20 protein-coding genes are annotated in these 19,414 nt (G+C 31.4%); 8 read left to right on the top strand and 12 right to left on the bottom strand.

Annotated features, from left to right (window positions below):
- The first annotated feature begins 47 nt into the window (after positions 1–47).
- The 5 genes from BGS43_RS00360 to trmA are packed head-to-tail and all read left to right on the top strand — an operon-like array spanning position 48 to position 7,477.
- A complete protein-coding gene (locus BGS43_RS00360; protein WP_096568364.1) occupies positions 48–2,594 on the top strand; it encodes a bifunctional aconitate hydratase 2/2-methylisocitrate dehydratase in 2,547 nt (848 codons plus the stop codon).
- 59 nt (positions 2,595–2,653) lie between these two features.
- Positions 2,654–3,892, top strand: coding sequence for an ankyrin repeat domain-containing protein (locus BGS43_RS00365; protein WP_096568367.1), 1,239 nt, complete (start codon positions 2,654–2,656; stop codon positions 3,890–3,892).
- Complete coding sequence (locus BGS43_RS00370; protein WP_061474924.1) at positions 3,889–4,638, top strand: SDR family NAD(P)-dependent oxidoreductase; 750 nt, start codon at positions 3,889–3,891, stop codon at positions 4,636–4,638. The genes BGS43_RS00365 and BGS43_RS00370 overlap by 4 nt, the downstream gene beginning before the upstream one ends.
- A complete protein-coding gene (locus tag BGS43_RS00375; protein WP_096568370.1) occupies positions 4,635–6,368 on the top strand; it encodes a Na+/H+ antiporter NhaC family protein in 1,734 nt (577 codons plus the stop codon). Before BGS43_RS00370 ends, BGS43_RS00375 begins: the two co-directional genes overlap by 4 nt.
- The gene (trmA, locus tag BGS43_RS00380; protein ID WP_002825562.1) at positions 6,365–7,477 is read left to right on the top strand and encodes a tRNA (uridine(54)-C5)-methyltransferase TrmA; all 1,113 of its coding nucleotides are present in this window, start codon (positions 6,365–6,367) and stop codon (positions 7,475–7,477) included. The genes BGS43_RS00375 and trmA overlap by 4 nt, the downstream gene beginning before the upstream one ends.
- On the opposite strand, the gene BGS43_RS00385 is transcribed toward trmA, so the two are convergent.
- Positions 7,465–7,875 carry a hypothetical protein gene (locus tag BGS43_RS00385; RefSeq protein WP_002825561.1) on the bottom strand — a complete coding sequence of 137 codons (411 nt, stop codon included), beginning with the start codon at positions 7,873–7,875 and terminating at the stop codon, positions 7,465–7,467. The genes trmA and BGS43_RS00385 overlap by 13 nt on opposite strands.
- Positions 7,876–8,038: 163 nt before the next feature.
- On the opposite strand from BGS43_RS00385, the gene BGS43_RS00390 reads away from it, so the two are divergent.
- Both BGS43_RS00390 and ilvA read left to right on the top strand, forming a co-directional pair.
- Positions 8,039–8,458: a CoA-binding protein gene (locus BGS43_RS00390; protein ID WP_096568373.1), complete on the top strand. Its 420-nt coding sequence runs from the start codon at positions 8,039–8,041 to the stop codon at positions 8,456–8,458.
- Positions 8,452–9,663 (top strand): threonine ammonia-lyase, encoded by a 1,212-nt coding sequence (gene ilvA / locus BGS43_RS00395; protein ID WP_002826261.1) that lies wholly within the window; start codon positions 8,452–8,454, stop codon positions 9,661–9,663. Before BGS43_RS00390 ends, ilvA begins: the two co-directional genes overlap by 7 nt.
- Here ilvA and truA read toward each other — a convergent pair.
- Genes truA through glmU form a run of 7 tightly spaced genes read right to left on the bottom strand, consistent with a single transcriptional unit; the run spans position 9,660 to position 15,898 of the window.
- Positions 9,660–10,385, bottom strand: a complete 726-nt coding sequence (gene truA, locus BGS43_RS00400; RefSeq protein ID WP_096568376.1) for a tRNA pseudouridine(38-40) synthase TruA — start codon at positions 10,383–10,385, stop codon at positions 9,660–9,662. The two genes, ilvA and truA, sit on opposite strands and share 4 nt — an antisense overlap.
- Positions 10,382–11,407 carry an LptF/LptG family permease gene (locus tag BGS43_RS00405; RefSeq protein ID WP_052784963.1) on the bottom strand — a complete coding sequence of 342 codons (1,026 nt, stop codon included), beginning with the start codon at positions 11,405–11,407 and terminating at the stop codon, positions 10,382–10,384. Before BGS43_RS00405 ends, truA begins: the two co-directional genes overlap by 4 nt.
- Positions 11,404–12,183: a prepilin peptidase gene (locus BGS43_RS00410; protein WP_002826265.1), complete on the bottom strand. Its 780-nt coding sequence runs from the start codon at positions 12,181–12,183 to the stop codon at positions 11,404–11,406. Before BGS43_RS00410 ends, BGS43_RS00405 begins: the two co-directional genes overlap by 4 nt.
- Positions 12,173–12,841, bottom strand: a complete 669-nt coding sequence (uppS, locus tag BGS43_RS00415; RefSeq protein ID WP_002798823.1) for a polyprenyl diphosphate synthase — start codon at positions 12,839–12,841, stop codon at positions 12,173–12,175. Before uppS ends, BGS43_RS00410 begins: the two co-directional genes overlap by 11 nt.
- A gap of 2 nt (positions 12,842–12,843) precedes the next feature.
- Positions 12,844–13,461, bottom strand: a complete 618-nt coding sequence (locus BGS43_RS00420) for a hypothetical protein (protein WP_096568379.1) — start codon at positions 13,459–13,461, stop codon at positions 12,844–12,846.
- Positions 13,458–14,612: a bifunctional phosphopantothenoylcysteine decarboxylase/phosphopantothenate--cysteine ligase CoaBC gene (gene coaBC, locus BGS43_RS00425; RefSeq protein ID WP_096568382.1), complete on the bottom strand. Its 1,155-nt coding sequence runs from the start codon at positions 14,610–14,612 to the stop codon at positions 13,458–13,460. Before coaBC ends, BGS43_RS00420 begins: the two co-directional genes overlap by 4 nt.
- Complete coding sequence (gene glmU, locus BGS43_RS00430) at positions 14,609–15,898, bottom strand: bifunctional UDP-N-acetylglucosamine diphosphorylase/glucosamine-1-phosphate N-acetyltransferase GlmU (RefSeq protein WP_096568387.1); 1,290 nt, start codon at positions 15,896–15,898, stop codon at positions 14,609–14,611. The genes coaBC and glmU overlap by 4 nt, the downstream gene beginning before the upstream one ends.
- A 140-nt stretch (positions 15,899–16,038) precedes the next feature.
- On the opposite strand from glmU, the gene fliP reads away from it, so the two are divergent.
- Entirely contained in the window at positions 16,039–16,782 is a 744-nt protein-coding gene (gene fliP, locus BGS43_RS00435; protein ID WP_002776740.1) for a flagellar type III secretion system pore protein FliP, read from the top strand.
- On the opposite strand, the gene BGS43_RS00440 is transcribed toward fliP, so the two are convergent.
- The 4 genes from BGS43_RS00440 to BGS43_RS00455 all read right to left on the bottom strand — a co-directional run.
- Positions 16,779–17,003 (bottom strand): hypothetical protein, encoded by a 225-nt coding sequence (locus BGS43_RS00440; RefSeq protein ID WP_002780361.1) that lies wholly within the window; start codon positions 17,001–17,003, stop codon positions 16,779–16,781. The genes fliP and BGS43_RS00440 overlap by 4 nt on opposite strands.
- A gap of 25 nt (positions 17,004–17,028) precedes the next feature.
- A complete protein-coding gene (locus BGS43_RS00445; protein ID WP_057041910.1) occupies positions 17,029–17,256 on the bottom strand; it encodes a hypothetical protein in 228 nt (75 codons plus the stop codon).
- 92 nt (positions 17,257–17,348) lie between these two features.
- Positions 17,349–18,119 carry a transporter substrate-binding domain-containing protein gene (locus tag BGS43_RS00450; protein WP_002776733.1) on the bottom strand — a complete coding sequence of 257 codons (771 nt, stop codon included), beginning with the start codon at positions 18,117–18,119 and terminating at the stop codon, positions 17,349–17,351.
- A gap of 178 nt (positions 18,120–18,297) precedes the next feature.
- Positions 18,298–19,414: Cj0814 family flagellar-dependent secreted protein (locus BGS43_RS00455; protein ID WP_257841410.1), on the bottom strand; the 1,117-nt coding region annotated here is incomplete at its 5' end.

The following is a 19,414-nucleotide window of genomic DNA, read 5'->3' on the forward strand; positions in this document are numbered from 1 at the left end:
CCTTTAAATAGTTAAAATTATACTAAAAAATATTTAAGGAGTAAAAAATGTCTTTTATGCAAGATTACAATAAGCTTGTTGAAGAAAGAGCAGCTTTGGGTATCCCACCCCTTCCTTTAAATGCAGAACAAACTAAAGAACTTTGTGAACTTTTAAAAACCCAAAATGATGAAAAATTGGTATCTTTATTGCAAAATCGTGTCAATCCAGGCGTTGACGATGCAGCCTTGATAAAATGTGAATTTCTAGATGGAATTTTAAAAAATAAATTTCAAGCTCCAGCTATAGATAAAAAACTCGCTTTAAAAATGCTTGAAACAATGCTAGGTGGTTATAATGTAAAAGTTTTAATCGATGCATTAAAAGATGAAAGTATAGCTAGCGATGCAGCAGAAGTACTTAAAAATATCATCTTTGTACATGATAATTTCCATACCGTAGCAGAACTTAGCAAAAGCAATAATCATGCTAAAGCTGTTTTGGAAAGTTGGGCAAATGCAGATTGGTTTAACAAAAAAGAAAAATTACCTCAAGTGATTCAATGTGTAGTTTTTAAAGTAGCAGGAGAAACCAATACAGATGATTTAAGCCCTGCTGGTGATGCTTTTACAAGAAGCGATATCCCTTTACATGCTAATGCTATGTTAAAAGTAAGACAAACAGGCTCTTTAGAAAAAATCAAAGAACTTAAAAAAAGTGGTCGTGAAGTCGTATATGTGGGCGATGTCGTAGGTACAGGTTCAAGTAGAAAATCTGCGATTAACTCCATACAATGGCACTTAGGAAAAGAAATTGATGGTGTGCCAAACAAACACAGTGGTGGTATAGTAATGGGCTCAACCATAGCTCCGATTTTCTTTAACACAGCTCAAGATAGCGGTGCTTTGCCTATTATTTGTGATGTATCTAATCTAGAAATGGGAGATGAGTTTGAAATTCACCCTTATGAAGGAAAGATTGTAAAAAATGGTTCTGTTGTTGCAGAGTTTAAACTCAGTCCAAATACCATTTTAGATGAAGTTAGAGCAGGAGGAAGAATTCCACTTATCATAGGTCGTGGACTTTGTGCTAAAGCTAGAGAATTCTTAGGAATGGAAAATGAAAATATCTTTACTAAGCCAGAACAGCCTGAAGCTTCAAGCGGTGGATATACTTTAGCTCAAAAAATGCTAGGGCATGCCTGTGGAGTTGAAGGTGTGCGTCCAGGTATGTATATAGAGCCTCGCACACTTACTGTAGGTTCTCAAGATACTACAGGTCCTATGACAAGAGATGAGATTAAAGAGCTTGCAAGCTTAGGATTTAATGCAGATTTTGTAATGCAAAGTTTTTGCCATACCGCTGCTTATCCAAAGGTTAGTGACTCAAATTTACACAAAACTTTACCTAATTTTATGACAAGTCGTGGTGGAGTAAGCTTAAAACCAGGCGATGGGGTAATCCACTCTTGGCTTAATCGTTTTGTTTTACCTGATACAGTAGGAACAGGTGGAGATTCTCACACTCGTTTTCCTATAGGAATTTCATTTCCTGCAGGAAGTGGACTTGTAGCTTTTGCTGCAGTAACTGGCTCTATGCCTTTGAATGTACCTGAAAGTGTTTTGGTGCGTTTTAGCGGAGAATTGCAAGCTGGAGTTACTTTAAGAGATCTTGTAAATGCTATACCTTATTATGCAATCAAACAAGGACAACTTACTGTTGAAAAGAAAAATAAAAAGAACATTTTTGCGGGAAAAATTCTAGAAATCGAAGGTTTGCCGAATTTAAAAGTAGAACAAGCTTTTGAATTAAGTGATGCTAGTGCGGAAAGAAGCGCTGCTGCTTGTAGCATTGATTTAAGTATTGAAAGTGTAAGCGAGTATATCAAATCAAATATTTCACTTATAGAAGCAATGATAGAAGCAGGATATGAAGATAAAGCCACTCTTGCTAGAAGAGCAGATAAAATGAGAGAATGGCTTAAAAATCCCACTCTTTTAAGAGCGGATAAGGATGCAAAATATGCGTACATTATCGATATTAATCTTAATGATATCAAAGAGCCAATTCTAGCTTGCCCTAACGATCCTGATGATGTGGCGACCTTAAGTGAAATTCTAGCCGATGATAATCGTCCAAAAAATATCGATGAAGTTTTTGTAGGCTCTTGTATGACAAATATAGGACACTATAGAGCTTTAGGGGAAATTCTAAAAGATAAAGGCATACTTAAAACCAGACTTTGGGTAGTGCCTCCAACAAAAATGGATAAAGCACAACTCACCAAAGAAGGGTATTATAGTATCTTTGGCTCTGCTGGCGCAAGGATAGAAGTTCCAGGTTGTTCGCTATGTATGGGAAACCAAGCAAGAGTAAATGATGGTGCTGTTGTCTTCTCAACCTCTACAAGAAACTTTGACAATCGTATGGGTATGGGTGCTAAAGTATATCTAGGAAGTGCTGAACTTGCAGCAGTTTGTGCGATTTTAGGTAAAATTCCAAGCAAGGAAGAATACTTACAAATTGTTAGCGAAAAACTAAGTGATGAGCATAAGGCAAATATCTATAGATATTTAAATTTTAATGAGATTGAAAATTTCAAACTTGAAAATTAATTCAAATTTAATACTTATTCGGATTAAATAACAAAATTAAAATTTTCAAAGGAAAAATATTGAAGTTATTATTCACTTCCTTTTGTTGTTTTGCAAGTTTAATGGCTAGTGATGCCATTAACTGCGACAACATTAAAAATAATAAAACATTGCTAAATGAAAGTTCAAATTTAGATTATTTAAATATAGCTTCAAGCTGTAAAGAATCTTTAAAAAATCAAGATTTTACAAAAAAACTCTATGCAATTTCCAATGAAATTCGCGGAAGCAATAGCTCTTGTAATGGTGTGGCTTATTTGCCAAAATTACAACAATTTGATTTTTTATTATTAAAAATAGCTATCGATCCCATCGCTTATCAAAAAACTTTAGATACACCCGAAAATTTAGAAAAAAAATATGATATTTTAAGATCTTATTTTAGATATTGGGCATATCAAAGTATAGGAAATTTTAGACTTTACAAAGCTTTTTGGAAAGAATACAATAACGCTATAGAACCTTTAGAAAAGTATTTTGAAAGTAATTTTAATTTTGATAAAGGTAGTAATATTTACTATACTAGCAATGCCTTAAACGAATTTTTAAATTGGGCTGTTGGTGAAACAAAAATTTACAAAGACATTAGTCCTTTAGCAAAAATCATGTCAAATAAAAATTATTCGGTATCTTATATACAAGATTTTATTTTTTCAAATAATCCAAGCCAAGATGATCTTACTATAGCCTTGCAAGCAGCGCTTCTAAATCAAAGAGAAAAAGAAATTTTAGAACTTTTGATTCGTTTTGGTGCTAGGATTGACGAAGGTTATGAAAGTGCTATTTTTTACGCATTGAAAAATTATGAAAATACAAATTTTTTAATCCAAAATGGAGCAAATGTTAATCAAGCCAATGCCTTTGGTAAAACCCCGCTTTTTTATGCCATAGAGTTTAATCGTCTTGATATCATAAAACTACTTCTTGATAATGGAGCAAATGTTAATCAAAAATATATTAATAACAATGAAAAATTAGCATTAAGTGCGAACATAGGTTCAAATACGCCTTATTTTATTACATTTTGCGCTCTAGAGCACACTTCAAAAAATGTTTTAATGCATGCTGCAGCCTATGGAAATGTTGAAATTTTAAAACTTCTTATTTCAAAAGGGGCAAATTTTAACGCTGTTGATGATCTTGGTTTTAATGCACTTGACTTTTCGCTAGCAGCAGGTAAAAAAGAAAATGCTGATTATCTAAAAAGCTTGGGTTTAAAAGCAAACGAAAATCTATTTTACGGAGGTAGTTTAGAATGAAAACCGCATTTATTACAGGAGCGAGTTCAGGTTTTGGTAGAGCTTGTGTTGAAGCTTTTATACAAGAAGGCTACAAAGTAATCGCCCTTGCTAGACGCAAAGAGCGTCTAGAAGAGCTAAAAAATGCTCACAAAGATAAGATTTACTCCCTTTGCATAGATGTAAGAAATCAAAAAGAAATCTTTGAAGCTATTGAAAATTTACCTAAAGAATTTCAAGAAATTGATGTGCTTTTTAATAATGCAGGTTTAGCTTTAGGGGTAGATGAATTTGATAAATTAAACCTTGAAGATATTAACACTATGGTAGATACAAACATCAAAGGATTTTTATATGTTGCAAAAGCTGTTATTCCTATACTTCGTAAACAAAAAAATGCTTATATTTTTAACTTAGGTTCGGTTGCAGGACGCAATCCTTATTTTGGAGGCAATGTGTATTGTGGAACCAAAGCCTTTGTAGGACAATTTTCATTGGCCTTAAGAAATGATCTTAGAGGAAGCAATATCAAAGTAACAAACATTGCTCCAGGACTTTGCAAAACTGAATTTAGTGAAGTGCGTTTTAAAGGAGATATCCAAAAAGCTGATGCAGTGTATGAAAATACGCAATTTATCAGTGCTAATGATATTGCCAAAGTGGTAATGTCTATCATTAACCTACCAAGCCATATTAATGTTAATGAAATCGAGCTTATGCCGGTAACACAAACTTGGAATGGATTTTATATAGAAAGAGATGAATGAATAAATTTTTAGTTTTATTGTTTTTACCTTTAGTTGCATTTGCAAACTCCTCAGAAGCAGCTGCAAATGCTAATTTATTTGGAGCTTTTACGCTTATACCGCCTTTAGTTGCTATTGCTTTAGCCTTTATCACAAAAGATGTTATTTTGTCACTCTTTGCTGGAGTTTTAAGCGGAACTTTTCTACTTAGCCTTTCTGCAAATATTTTTAAAGCACAACATTTAACTTTTGTAAATTATTACAATACTGCAGTAGAATCTTTTTCAAAAATTATTTCCTATATCTTAGGTTCAACTTCAGATCCAGTAAATGCAGGAATCATTTTACAAATTCTTTGTATAGGTGGTCTTGTGGCACTTATCACAAAAATGGGAGGTGCAAAAGCTGTAGCATTAAAATTTGCCAAAAGAGCCAAATCAGCTGTATCAGCTCAAGTTAACACTTGGTTTTTAGGGCTTTTAATATTTTTTGATGATTATGCTAATTTACTCATCGTAGGTCCAATTATGCGTCCTTTGGCGGATAAATTTAAAATTTCTCGTGAAAAATTTGCCTTTATTATCGACTCTACTGCAGCTCCTGTGGCAGGAATAGCTGTAATTTCTACTTGGATAGGCTTAGAAGTTTCCTTAATTAAAACCGCTTATGAACACATAGGCATTAGCGATATTAGTGCTTTTGGAATTTTTGTCGAAACCATACCTTATCGTTTTTATAATATCTTCATGCTTTTTTTTGTAGTCATGACTGCAATCATGGGGCGTGAGTTTGGTTCTATGTACAAGGCTGAAGTGCGTGCAAGAACTACAGGACAAATCGCTCCTTTATCAAAATCAAGCACCCTAGATACCGCAGAACTTGAAGATCAGTTTTTAGCACCAAAAGAAGGTATTAAAATTCGTGCTTTTGATGCTATTGTTCCTATTTTTACTTTAATCATTTTAGCTATATTAGGATTTTATTTTAATGGACTAAGTGCTTTAGAAGGCGAAGAACTTGCAAAAGTAAGTGCCAATCCTTTATCTTTTGAAACTTTTAGGGCTGCTTTTGGAAATGCTGATTCTTCTGTGGTGTTATTCCAAGCTGCTTTGTTTGCTGCTATTGTAGCGATTTTTATCGGGGTGCGTCGTAAAATTTTCAATCTTAAAGAAGCGGTAGAAACTTGGATATATGGCTGGAAAACCATGATTTTTACCATAGTATTGCTTTTATTTGCTTGGTCGCTTTCAAGTATAGTAAAAGATCTAGGGACTTCTTTATTTATCACTAGTTTACTTGCAGATAAATTGCCTGAGTTTATTTTACCTGCTACTATTTTTGCTTTTGCTTCAGCCATTTCTTTTGCCATAGGAACAAGCTATGGAACTATGGGGATTTTAATGCCTTTGGCTGTGCCTTTAGCTCATGAAATCGCCAAAATCAATGGCATGGATGCAAATGCAATGCATCATTATATGGTGATTAATATAAGTTGTGTCTTAACTGGAGCCATTTTTGGAAACCATTGTTCGCCTATTTCAGACAATGTAATCCTTTCATCAATGAGTGCAAAATGTGATCATATGGAGCATGTTCGCACTCAAATTCCTTATGCTTTATTTATTTGTGTAATTTCTTTATTTGCTGGTTATATACCTGTTTCTTTGGGGCTTAGTGTATGGTTGGTTCTTCCTTTAAATTTAATTCTTATTGCATTTTTGCTTAGAATTATCGGAAAGAAAACTTCATGAGTCTTCAAGAATTTGGAAATTTTTTAAAATTAGAAGAAAAAGCTTCTTTTATAAAAGAATTTTTCAAAGATTTTTATCAAGGAAATTTCGAGCTTTTTTCTTCTAAAGATAAACATTACCGCACAAGAGCAGAGCTTTCATTTTATCATGATAAAGACGAAATTTATTATGCGATGTTTGAAAATAAAAAGAAAATCATCATAGAAAGCTTAGATTTTGCAGATGAAAAAATCACCGCTTTTATGCCCAAACTCTTAAAACAAATTCGCAACAATACAAATTTAAAAGAAAAACTTTTTGGTGTAGAGTTTTTAGCGACTAAAAACGAGTTAAGCACCACTCTACTTTATCATAAAAATATAGAGCTTATTTACAATGACTTAAATAATTTAAGCTTAGAACTTGATGCAAATTTAATCGCAAGAAGCAAAGGTAAAAAACTTGTTTTTAAAAAAGAAAATTTAAGACAAGAGCTTGATATACAAGGTAGAAAAATATTTTATGAATTTAACAATGATTGTTTCATACAGCCTAATACCTTCATCAATGAAAAAATGATAACTTGGGTGTGTGAAAATTTAAAAACCCAAGAAAGAAAAGACTTGCTTGAACTTTATTGTGGATATGGAAATTTTACTCTAGCTTTAGCAATTTTTTTTAACAATGTACTAGCCACTGAAATTTCAAAAAGCAATATTAATTTTTCCTTGCTTAATTGCAAGATCAACAATATCTCAAATATCCATTTTACAAGACTTTCAAGCGAGGAATTATCCCAAGCTTTAAAAAAAGAAAGGGAATTTTTTCGTTTAAAAGATATCAATTTAGATAATTTTAGCTTTTCTCATATTTTAGTCGATCCACCGCGTGCAGGGCTTGATAAAAGCGTGATTGACTTGATTAAAAACTATGAAAATATCATTTATATTTCTTGTAATCCTATCAGCTTGAAAGAAAATTTAAAAGAACTTGCTCTTACGCATAAAGTTGAAAAATTTGCGCTTTTTGATCAGTTTGTTAATACTCCGCATTTAGAATGTGGAGTACTTTTAAAATCTTTACATTCTAAGCAATCTTCAATTCGAAAGTTGATAAATTATAAAAAATAATAATTCATTAACTTAGCTAAAACCACGATAAAAATACAAAGCACAAAAACAAAAGGATGTATAAAACGCGTTAAAGGATTTTTTCTCTTTAGCACAAAATGAAAAAATAAAGAAAACACTACCAAAGACAAAATACTAAAGGCTAAAATCAATTTTATCAAAAAAATTAAATTTAAAGGATTAAGATGAAAGCTTATCATCGCACCACCACTTAAAAATAGCAATAATACGATAAAAGGCATAATCTTAACACTCACGGAAGAAAAAAGATTTTTATCAAAATTTGGATTTTTTCTCTTAATTGTATTGAGTATAAAAATATCGACAAATAAATAACCTATAAAAAAGATTGCACAACTTAGATGAATGATTAAAATATAAGGATAAGCTTGAACCATATTTCACTCCTTTTTTAATAGCTTTTAATATTCTAGCAATTTTTTATCTTTAAAAAATTCACTTTAGTTAATTTTATATAAATATATTTTTAAATTAAAATCTATTTTTAAGCGAAATAAGATTATGATTAAATTTTTAAAATTTTTATATAAAGTAACAACGATGGATGAAAATTTAATCATAGATAAAATACTCAACAACACAAAAACCATTACCATAGTAGGACTTAGCCCCGATGAAAGCAAGCCTTCTTTTATGATAGGACAATTTTTACAAGAAAATCATTATAAAATTTATCCTATATATCCTAAATGTGATGAAATTTTAGGAGAACGCGTTTATCGAAGCTTAGATGATATCGATGAAAAAATAGATCTTGTTTTAATGTTTCTCAAGGGCGAATTTGCCTCTTCATTACTCCCAAGTATTATCCGTAAAGGAATTCAAAATTTTTGGCTGCAGCTTGGAATTTGCAACAATGAAGTTGCTAAAGAATGCGAAAATTTAAAGATTAATTTTATACAGGATAAATGCATTATGCGTGAATTGCCACTTTATCAAGATAGGATAAGCAAATGTTAGAACTGAACAAAATTTATCAAGCCAAACAAAAAATTGCTGATTTTGTAAGCAAAACTCCTTTTATACACTCTTCTTTTTTAAGCGAACTTTGCAAAAGTGAAGTGTATTTAAAAAATGAAAATTTGCAAATTACAGGAGCTTATAAAATTCGCGGTGCATATAACAAAATAGCTAATTTAGACTCAGAAGCTAAAAAAGCAGGAGTTATAGCTGCTAGTGCTGGAAATCACGCTCAAGGTGTTGCCATAAGTGCAAAGAAATTTGGCACAAAAGCTATAATCGTGATGCCAGAATCCACCCCTCTCTTAAAAGTTTCTGCTACCAAAAGCTTGGGTGCAGAAGTTATCTTAAAGGGTGATAATTTTGACGAAGCTTATGCTTTTGCAACAAACCATGCGAAAGAAAATGGATTAAGTTTTATTCATCCTTTTGAAGATGAACTTGTAATGGCAGGACAAGGCACACTTATGCTTGAAATGCTTGATGATGTAAGCGATCTTGATACCATCATAGCTCCTGTAGGGGGCGGTGGGCTTATTAGCGGGATAGCAAGCGCTGCAAAGCAGATTAATCCCAATATCAAAATTATTGCAGTAGGTGCTAAAGGAGCTCCTGCAATGCATGATAGCTTTAAAGCAAAAGAGGTTAAAAACTCTAAAAGTGTCCGTACTATAGCAGATGGTATTGCTGTGCGCGATGCTAATCCTATTAACCTAGGTATCATCCTTGAATGCGTGGATGAATTTGTTCAAGTAGACGATGAAGAAATCGCTAATGCGGTATTGTTTTTGCTTGAAAAACATAAAATTATAGTCGAAGGCGCAGGTGCTGCAAGCGTAGCCGCCCTACTTCATCAAAAAATAGATATAAAAGATTCTAAAAAAATCGGCGTTGTTTTAAGTGGCGGCAATATCGATGTGCAAATGCTAAATATCATCATAGAAAAGGGTCTTTTTAAAGCTTATCGTAAAATGCAAATCAATGTTACTTTAATCGATAAACCAGGAGCCCTACTTAATCTTACAGATAGTTTAAAATCAGCCAATGCAAACATAGTCAAGATTGATTATGATAGATTTTCAACCAAGCTTGATTATGGCGATGCTATGATTTCTATTACCTTAGAAACCAAAGGCAAAGAACATCAAGAAGAGGTGAGAAATATCTTAAAAGATAAAGGTTTTGATTTTTACGAAACTTTCTAATAAGAAATTCTACTCAGATAAAGTCCGCAAGGCGGGGCTAAAAAATGATTGTATTGTTTTTTAGCTTCGATTTGCTCTTTTAGCTCTTCTATACTCATCTTATTTTCTAAAACTTTTAAAACACTCGCAACCATTAGTCTTATTTGCGCCCTTAAAAAACCATTAGCCTTAAAACGAAAAATGGTAAAATTCTTATAAGAATACGCTTTAGCTAAAAATATTTCTCTGATAGTCGTTTTATTATCTCCTCCGCTCTTGCAAAAGAATTTAAAATCCTTAATACCTACAAAATTTTGCAAAACAAGATCAGCCTTTAAAACATCAATAAAAGGATAAAAATGAACATAAGAAGCTAAAAAAGGATTATAAGCTCCATGATAAAAAATATAGCGATATTCTCTACTTTTTACATCGTATCTTACTTCAAAATTTGAAGGCATGATTTTTAAATTTTTAACATGTATAAAAGGATGAGAAAATTTATTGATTTGTTTTTTAAGATAGTTTAAATCCCTAAAATGCTCCCCGCATTCCACGCAAGCAACAGCATAGCTTGCATGCACCCCTTTATCTGTGCGAGAAGCCATCAAAACAGAGGAAAAAATTCCAAGATGACTTAAGGCATCTTGCAAGGCATCTTGAACGCTTTTTTTGTGAGGTTGGGTAGCTGAACCTAAAAATTTCGATCCATCATAGGAAAAAATAATTTTTAATTTCATCAATAACGACTCAAAATCATCTTTTTAAAACAAACAATAGACGCGATAAAACTTAAAGCAAATATTCCAATACAAGCTAAAATAGGAGGCTGTGAAAAAGAACTTAAAAGCCCAAAATACACAGCAATAACCCCAAACATCCCAAAATAAATAAAACCTTTTTCATAACGATAAGTTACTATACCAAAAGAAAGGGCAAAAAGCGTGCTTGCGAGTGGAAATAATGCTATGGTTACATAGATTACAAATTCTTTCGCGCGTTTGGGATTTGTATTTAAATCATTCCAATACTCATAAAATTTTTTAGTTTGTAAATTTTGATCATTAAATTGTGTATTGACTATAAGCTTATCAAAATTTCCAATAAAAAGCGTTTGGCCATTTTCAAAATTATACATTTTGCCATTAGAAAGCTTAAAAGCAAAGCTGTCTTCATTTCTTTGTGCTGTTGCTTCTTTTGCGATAATCAATTGCTCTTTGTCTTCTATATTGCGTTTTGGATGATACATGATGATATTTTCATATCTGTCACTTTCTTGCTTCTCAATAAAAATCATCCATTCAAGAAATCTTTGTCCAAATTCACCCGTTTTATAATTAAATTTAACCTGAGTTTTTTTAAAATTAACAAAATTATCTTGCAATTCAAACACTATAGGTATCATAACCAAAGCTATAATTAACATCAATGCACTTACTAAAGCGGCGATTTTTAAAAAAAACTTAGCTAAAATTTTAGGTGAAAATCCCAAGGTAAATAACACTATGCTTTCATTCTCTCTAGAAAGCCTAAAAAGAGCCAAAGTAAGAGCGATAAAAAAAGCTATAGGCAGGGTAAAAATAAGAATTCTAGGCAGCATAAAGCCGTATAATTTAAGCAAATCTGCAAAATTAATCTCTATACTAGAAGTAAGCTTAGCAAGTTGTATAAAAAAAACCATAGAAACTATAGCAAAAAGCACAAAAAAAATCGATAAATTTGTACTTAAAAATTGATTTAAAACATATCTTAAAGCAAGTTTCATATTAATTCCTGAACAATCAAATATATCAAATATATCACAAAAGCAGCATTGATAAAGGGTAAAAATGCTAGTTTTGTATTTTTATTATGGATAAAAAAGGGTAAAGACAATAACGAAGCAAGAAAAAGAATTATAAAAGCACCCTTAAAACCAAATACCCCTGCCATACTAGCAAGGATAATAATATCCGCATCACCTAAATTTTCTTGTATGTCTTTTGTTCTAAAATTTTTTAAAAATGCTATAAAATTTTTAAGTAAAAACAAAAAACCAGCAAAAATAAAAGCTTGAACCATAAATCCATTTTGGAAATTTTCAAATATAAAAAAATACGCAAATTCATCGCTATTAAAAGCAAAAGAAAATGCAATAAAAAAAATCAACCAAAGCAATTTTTGAGGCACAGCTTGAAATTTTAAATCTATGCAAGAGAGTGCAAATAAAACAAATAGAAAAATCAGCAAATGGATAAATTCCTCTATATTTTGGCTTAGCAAATAAGCAATCCAAGCAAAAATCATCCCCAAAACTTCAGTCAAAAAAACATAAAAAGGGATTTTAGCATGGCAAGTTTTGCACTTAAAACGAAGAAAAATATAAGAAAAAATAGGTATTAACTCCAAAGGCTTAAGTTTTTGATGACAAGAAAAGCAATAAGAACGCAAGCTTAATAAGGGCTTGTTTTCACAAAAACGCATTGTTAAGCTCATACAAAATGAACCCAAGCTCGCTCCTAAAATAGCTAAAATCAAAAAAGCTATGGGATTATTTTCCAAAAGTTCTCTCTCTTTTTCTGAATTCTTTTATGATTTTTTTAAATTCTCTTTTTGTAAGAGAAGGAAATAAGGTTTCGCTAAAATAAATTTCTGCATAAGCGCATTGCCAAAGCAAGAAATTAGACAATCTTTTAGCATTTCCCACACGAAGCATCAAATCCACATCCAAAGGCAAATCTAAATTATCGCTTATGTTTTTTTCATTGATTTCCAAACCTTTTTCAATCAAGCGTTTAACCGAACGCACGATTTCATCTTTTGCTCCATAACTGATAGCTAAATTCACACAAAGCAAATCACAATGCTTGGTTTTTTCTTCCACAAGGGCTATTTTTTCTTGTAAATGTGTATCAAGTCTTGATAAATCCCCGATAGCTCTTAATCTTGCATTGTTTTTTTCAAATTCTTTTAAGGCTTCATCCAAACAACGATCCAAAAGCTCAAAAATAAATTCAATCTCATCTTGAGGTCTGTTCCAATTTTCCGTGCTAAAAGCAAAAAGGCTTAAATTTGAAATTCCCTCCTCTACACAAGCTTCCATGAGCTTTTGCATGGTTTTAACACCTTGAGAATATCCAAGCTTAGCTAAAAAACCTTTTGCCTTAGCCCAACGCCTATTGCCATCCATTACAACAGCAAGATGTTTTAATTCATTCATTATCACCCTTTAAAATCAAATAATTTTTTAAATACAAATAAAGGTTGTATATTTTTATCTTGCAAAACATTAAATTGCAAGTGCTCGTTTAAAAATTTTTGCACCTTAAAAAATGGGGTAAATATCGAAATTCCACCCTCATCGATCAGAATTTTCAAAGCTCCAAAAACGCCAAAATAAAGATAAATTTCTAAAAATTTAACCTTTTTTTTCATCTGAAACAAACAAGCTTTACCCTCAAAGATAAAAGGGATATGATAAATATTTTCAAAACTTGCAAAAAGCATTTCTTTTAAAATATGATATTTATTTTTATCTTTGCACTCTAAAAGATTTGAAATAATATATTTTTTATAATCAATCCTACCCTCTAAAATTTCAACCATCAAAGATAATCCCTCTTCAAAGGGATGAAAATCAGGCCTTTTAGATAAATGCTTAAATGCGATCGCGCCGCCTTTTTCTATATAAAGCTCGGCTAAATACTCAGCTCCAATTTCTAATTCTATCATGCTTTTGGTTTGAATTTTTCTATGATTGAGCAAAAGTGTGTAGTGTGCATAGCCTGATTTTGCTAAAACTTTCATTTGTATAGGTAGGGTTGAGTTTATCATATTCATATTTTTTCACACCAAGAAACCAAATCAAAAGCCAAATCTTCCTTGCTTTTTAAACCGCTTTTTTCTATCTTATTTACTGTAATAAAATGAATTTCATTCTTAGAACTTCCAAAATAATTTTCTTCTTCTAAGATATTTAAACAAACCATATCAAGCTTTTTATCATCAAGCGATTTTTTGGCATTTTCTAAAGCATTTTGAGCGTCAAATTCCATCTTAAAGCCTATTTTTTTACCTTTAAAATTTAAATTTTTAAGCAAATCCTCATTTAATCTTAAATGCAAATTTAAACCTTCTAAATGCTCATTTTTTTTGATTTTGCCTTTTTTAAATTCAGGTATAAAGTCACTTACAGCCGCTGCCATGATTAAATAATCTTTATTTGAATTTTGCTCCAATAATTCTTTTAATTCTAGCGAGCTTTCAAAACTCTTAAGAGAATAAGGCGTATCAAAATAAACCGAACTTAAAAGCGTTACTTTAGCCCCCAAAAAATAAAACGCATCAGCGATTGCCTTTGCCATTTTTCCACTTGAAAAATTACTCACACAACGCACATTATCAATCTTTTCTTTTGTCCCTCCACCACTAATGACAACTTCTTTATCACACCAAAATGATTGCTTGAAAAGCTCTCTTTTGCTTATATTAAAGATATCTTTTACTTCAGCCAAAGCTCCGATACCTTCATCTTTACAAGCTAAAATTTTTGAAATTGGTTCTATAATCAAAGCTTGATTTTTTTTAAGTAAGGCTAATGAATTTTGAGTGCTAAAATGATGATACATGTTAGTATTTGCAGCAGGAGCTATGATCAGCGGCTTGTTTGTAGCAATTAGGGTTTGTATGAAAAGATTATCAGCTATTCCTAAGGCCAGTTTATTGATAGAATTTACGCTTGCAGGTGCAAAGAGAATCAAATCCGCATCTTTACTAAAGCCAATATGATTATTTGAGTTTTTCCAGCTCTCATTCTCTTCGCATAAAACTTCATCTGCTAAAGCTTCAAAGCTCATTTTAGAAGCAAATTTTAAGACTCCATTAGAGAGCAAAACTTTTACCCCAAAACCTTCTTTTTTAAACAAAGATATAAGCTCATAAGCCTTATAAAAAGCTATACTACCGCTAATGGCTAAAAGTATGGTTTTCATTTTTGAAATTTCTTATAAAAATAATCTTTGACAAGTTTTTTCTCTGCACGGTTGATAAAAAGAACTCCACTTTCAACATTACAATCAACCGAACTTCCAGCAGCGATAATCACATCATCTTCTATCTTTACAGGCGCGATAAATTGAGTATCAGAGCCTACAAAAACATTTTTTCCTATGATGGTTTTATGTTTTTTAACTCCGTCATAATTGCAAGTTATAGTTCCACAGCCTATATTTGTGCCACTCTCTATCTCACAATCTCCTAAATAGCTCAAATGCCCTGCTTTTACGGTATTTAACTTTGCATTTTTGCATTCTACAAAATTTCCTATATGAGTGTTTTTTAACTCACAATTTGGACGCAAATGTGCCAAAGGCCCTACATCGCTATTTTCTACGATGGAATTTTCTATCACGCTTGAACTTTTAATGATAGAGTTTATAATCTTACTTTTGCCCTCTATCCTTACATTTTCATATACTTCACATTCACCTACAAATTCAACATCTGCACCTATAAAAGTGCTTTGCGGTAAATGAAAAATCACACCCTGTTGCATCCAGTATTTTTTAATTTTTTCTTGCATGAAATTTTCAGCTATACTGAGTTCAAATTTATCATTAATCCCCATAAATTCATCTTCATCTACAAAAACTGCTTTAATCATCACATCTTTTTCTTTTGCTAGTTTTACAATGTCGGTTAAATAATACTCTTTTGCCGCATTATTGTTATCAATCAAAGGTAAAAGCTCTTTTAAAAGTCTCGAGTCAATCACATAAACCCCAGCATTGCAAGTATTTATCTCTTTTTCTTGCGTATTTGCATCTTTAAATTCAACAATTTTTTCAACGCTATCGTTTTTTATCACCACCCTACCATAACTTTTAGGATCTCTTGCTTTAAAAACTGCTAGATTTAATTTTGCATTATTACTCAACAAAGCTTCCAAACTTGTTTGCTCAACCAAAGGCATATCACCACAAAGAATCAACACTCTTTCATTTTTAGGCTCAAACCCACTTAAAGCTCCCGCAGTTCCTGGATAATTTTGCAAATCTTGCTCTAAAATTTGTGTTTTTGGAAAATATTCTAAAATTTCTTTTTCAACGCGTTCTTTTTGATGAGATAAAACCACGCTCACATCTTCACTTATAGCAAAAGCTTTCTCTAAGATATGTAAAATCATACTTTTTTGACACAGCTCTTGTAATACTTTTGGTTTTTCAGATTTCATTCTTGTTCCAAGTCCTGCTGCTAAAATCAAAATGGAAGTTTTCATTATAAAAAGCCTTTTGAGGATAATTTTATTTTAATTTTAACATTTTAAAGTTAAATTTTTCTCTAAATTAAAACAAGTTAAACTCTTTTTTAGTGAGTAAAAGTTAAAATTAAGTTTCATTTTTTAATCAAGGTTTATTTTTGAAAAAAATTTTAACATTATTGTTTATCAGCGGTTTTTTTAGTGTTATTTTCGCTGCCGAAGCAACAATTCCTACAGTAAATTTAAGCCTAAGTGCTCCTGATACTCCTAATCAACTTGTTACAACATTAAACATAGTCATAGTCTTAACCATACTTGCATTAGCTCCAAGTATAATTTTTGTTATGACTTCTTTTTTACGCTTGATTGTAGTTTTTTCATTCTTGCGTCAAGCTATGGGAACTCAAAGTATGCCGCCTAATACCATCTTAGTAACCTTGGCATTGATTTTAACCTTTTTTATAATGGAGCCTGTGGCTACAAAGTCTTATAATGAAGGCATCAAGCCTTATTTAGCAGAGCAAATAGGCTATGAAGAAGCTTTTGCAAGAGGTGTGAAACCTTTTAAAGATTTTATGCTTAAAAATACACGCGAAAAAGACTTAGCTTTATTTTACCGCATACGAAACCTGCCTAATCCTAAAACCATAGATGATGTTCCACTTACGGTTTTAGTTCCTGCTTTTATGATTTCAGAACTTAAAACTGCTTTTGAGATAGGCTTTTTGATTTATTTGCCATTTTTGGTTATCGATATGGTTGTGAGTTCGGTTTTGATGGCGATGGGGATGATGATGCTTCCTCCTGTTATGATTTCATTGCCTTTTAAACTTTTGATTTTTGTATTAGTGGATGGATGGAATTTGCTAGTGCAAAGGCTTGTGGAAAGCTTTGTAACTTAAGATTTATAAAATCTTAAAAACAAAATTCCAAGAAAAAGATACAAAAGCAAAAATAATTCTAAAGCTAAAAGTATATACAAAAACAAGCCTTTAACGCAAAAAAGAGCTATAAAAACAACAAAAAGAATTACTAAGGCTGTTCGCCCTAGAAAGACTTTTTCTAGGGTCTTGATAGAATAAAAAGTAAAATCTAAAATAAGAGTAAAAATAAATTCTAGCATTGTAAAATACACCCAAAAACTAAGCTTAGCGGCATCTTGCAGCCATCATGTCAATTTTTGAATTGTAAGTACTTCCGCCCGGTGCAGGTGCATTCGCAACCCCAGCACCTACTACCCCCAATCTTATTCCATAATTTAAAATTAAAGGTATAGCTCTATCTTCTTGATAAGCATATTTGCAATACTCCCTAGCTGCGTTTAGTACAGTGCAAGATAAAAACAAAAATAACAAAAAAAATGCAACTTTTTTCATTATCTTAAATCCTTTTATTTAAAATTTAGATAATGATATTGTATATCAAGATTTATAAAATTAATATTAATTATCAATATTTTATTAAAAGCCTACAAGAAAAAAGTGATATTATTTTGCTTAAAAACTTCTTTAATGTCTTTTAAATACTTATTGCCCAAAAAATCTAAAAAGCCATTTTTCCTACTCTCATCAATGAAATTATCAAGCTTGTCCTTTAAAGCTTCATCACCTTTTCTTACAGCTATACCCCAAAACTCAGGATTTTCTTGAAAAGGCGCTAAAATGGCTCTGGTTGTATCTTGATGCTTTTGCCAAGTCCGATAAATCGTAAGTTGATCATAAAAAAATCCATCAGCCTTGCCTTGAATCACTTCCAAAATAGCAGCATTTTCTTTATCAAATAAATTAATAGTTGCATTTTTTAAATTTTTAACCGCATATAAATGCCCTGTAGAACCACGCTTTAAAGCCAAAACTTTGCCCTTTTTATCTAAATCTTTGATATTTGTAATATCAGAGTTCAAAGGAGTTAAAATAGCCAAATTTGCCTTAGCATAAGGAATGCTAAAATCCACCACTTTCTTTCTCTCATCGGTAATTGTCATAGAGGACATAATAAGATCTATCTTGGCTGTTTTTAAAGCAGGTATTAAACCATCCCAAGCGATATTTTTTACTACAAGTTTATAGCCGTTTTTCTTTGCAAAAGCTTCTAAAAAATCCACGCTAATTCCACTTGCTTTGCCTGTTTTATCGCTCATTTCAAAAGGCGGATATCCAAGCTCCATTCCTACAACCAAATCTTTTGCACTCAAATTTAAAGCAAAAAAAGAGATAAAAATCAAAATAATTTTTTTCATAATTTCCTTTCAAATTTTTTTGTAAAAAAATTATACTAATTTTATCTTATTTTGTTATTAGAAAGAAAATGAATTTAAAATCTCAAATTTTACAAATCTATTTTACCTAAATCTTTGAATTTTGAAATTGAACCTTTTGGATTTTAATATCAAAATATTAAAATCCTTAATTAAAAGCCTAAACCCTAGTCTGTCCTATAAGATTATTTAATCTATCCATTATAGATCCAACATAAGAATTTATACTTTCACTGCTTGCTTTCCAGCCATTAGCCTTTGCTTGATTAAACTGATTATCAAACCAAGCTCCACCATAGCCTATGCTTGTATTTTGCCAAGCAACTCCTTTTTCCATTGCATATATATCTGCATCAAGCCAACCATCTTGTGCATAGCCTTTTAATAAACTTGCAAAATCTACTTTGCCTGTCATAATGTCATCGAAATCTACATTAGAGTATTTTGGAATACTTTGTTTGGCAACATTAAGATTATAATTCATTGCTTGCGGTGCAATAGTTGTATTTTTTCCTGCAACCATATAACCACCTTCTGATTTTAAAAAGCTCATAAACAAAGCTTCTTTAGAATAACTTCCATCTTCATTTTGTGGATAAACTGACATATCAGGATTAAATCCACCTTCCATTAAAGCTCCTTGTGATAAACTTTGAGTTGATATATTTAATTTTTGCGGATAAAAATCAATACCCATCATTCCCATTTGTATTGCTTGAGCTTCATGAAATTCATCATCTGTTTTAAAAACATTAGTTACTTTTGTGTTAGAATGATTAACTAGTCCTAATGCATTATAAGGATTGGATTGATCTGAAAAATCTAAACCTTTATAGCCAACAGAAATATAACCCTTGGGCATAGAATTTATATCTGCTTCAGTGAAACTTGTTTTATTGGTATCATTAAAAGTATGATTAAGAATTTGATTAAATTGATTATAGTATTGTTTTATGGTATCAGCCATATCTATATTGGTAAAATAGCGAGAAATTCCTAGCTGTTCTTTTATATCTTGATATTGTGCTTCATTAAAGTTATATATCTCATCCAAAGTAGATTTATGTATCTTAAAATCATTTGGCAATCCTGCAGCTTTGTTAAAGTCACTTCCCATATAACCATCTTTATCTACACTATAACCATAGGCTGTATCAGTGCTTAAATCTACTTGTTTATATTTTAGAGTATAAATAGAGTTTTTAAATTCACTAGATATATCATAATTAGGAGAACTTGTCTTACTACTTATACTAAAATTAGTATTATTGCTAGTA

Origin of the sequence: Campylobacter sp. 110, assembly GCF_002383965.1 — a bacterium.
Taxonomy (GTDB): domain Bacteria; phylum Campylobacterota; class Campylobacteria; order Campylobacterales; family Campylobacteraceae; genus Campylobacter_D; species Campylobacter_D coli.

What these genes read in the sequence shown, in the direction of transcription:
- BGS43_RS00445 (WP_057041910.1), bottom strand. Translation starts at nt 17,256, where the DNA reads ATGAAAAAAGTTGCATTTTTTTTGTTATTTTTGTTTTTATCTTGCACT.
- BGS43_RS00375 (WP_096568370.1), top strand. Translation starts at nt 4,635, where the DNA reads ATGAATAAATTTTTAGTTTTATTGTTTTTACCTTTAGTTGCATTTGCA.
- BGS43_RS00450 (WP_002776733.1), bottom strand. Translation starts at nt 18,119, where the DNA reads ATGAAAAAAATTATTTTGATTTTTATCTCTTTTTTTGCTTTAAATTTG.
- BGS43_RS00370 (WP_061474924.1), top strand. Translation starts at nt 3,889, where the DNA reads ATGAAAACCGCATTTATTACAGGAGCGAGTTCAGGTTTTGGTAGAGCT.
- trmA (WP_002825562.1), top strand. Translation starts at nt 6,365, where the DNA reads ATGAGTCTTCAAGAATTTGGAAATTTTTTAAAATTAGAAGAAAAAGCT.
- ilvA (WP_002826261.1), top strand. Translation starts at nt 8,452, where the DNA reads ATGTTAGAACTGAACAAAATTTATCAAGCCAAACAAAAAATTGCTGAT.
- BGS43_RS00405 (WP_052784963.1), bottom strand. Translation starts at nt 11,407, where the DNA reads ATGAAACTTGCTTTAAGATATGTTTTAAATCAATTTTTAAGTACAAAT.
- BGS43_RS00420 (WP_096568379.1), bottom strand. Translation starts at nt 13,461, where the DNA reads ATGAATATGATAAACTCAACCCTACCTATACAAATGAAAGTTTTAGCA.
- BGS43_RS00360 (WP_096568364.1), top strand. Translation starts at nt 48, where the DNA reads ATGTCTTTTATGCAAGATTACAATAAGCTTGTTGAAGAAAGAGCAGCT.
- glmU (WP_096568387.1), bottom strand. Translation starts at nt 15,898, where the DNA reads ATGAAAACTTCCATTTTGATTTTAGCAGCAGGACTTGGAACAAGAATG.
- BGS43_RS00390 (WP_096568373.1), top strand. Translation starts at nt 8,039, where the DNA reads ATGGATGAAAATTTAATCATAGATAAAATACTCAACAACACAAAAACC.
- coaBC (WP_096568382.1), bottom strand. Translation starts at nt 14,612, where the DNA reads ATGAAAACCATACTTTTAGCCATTAGCGGTAGTATAGCTTTTTATAAG.
- BGS43_RS00385 (WP_002825561.1), bottom strand. Translation starts at nt 7,875, where the DNA reads ATGGTTCAAGCTTATCCTTATATTTTAATCATTCATCTAAGTTGTGCA.
- uppS (WP_002798823.1), bottom strand. Translation starts at nt 12,841, where the DNA reads ATGAATGAATTAAAACATCTTGCTGTTGTAATGGATGGCAATAGGCGT.
- BGS43_RS00440 (WP_002780361.1), bottom strand. Translation starts at nt 17,003, where the DNA reads ATGCTAGAATTTATTTTTACTCTTATTTTAGATTTTACTTTTTATTCT.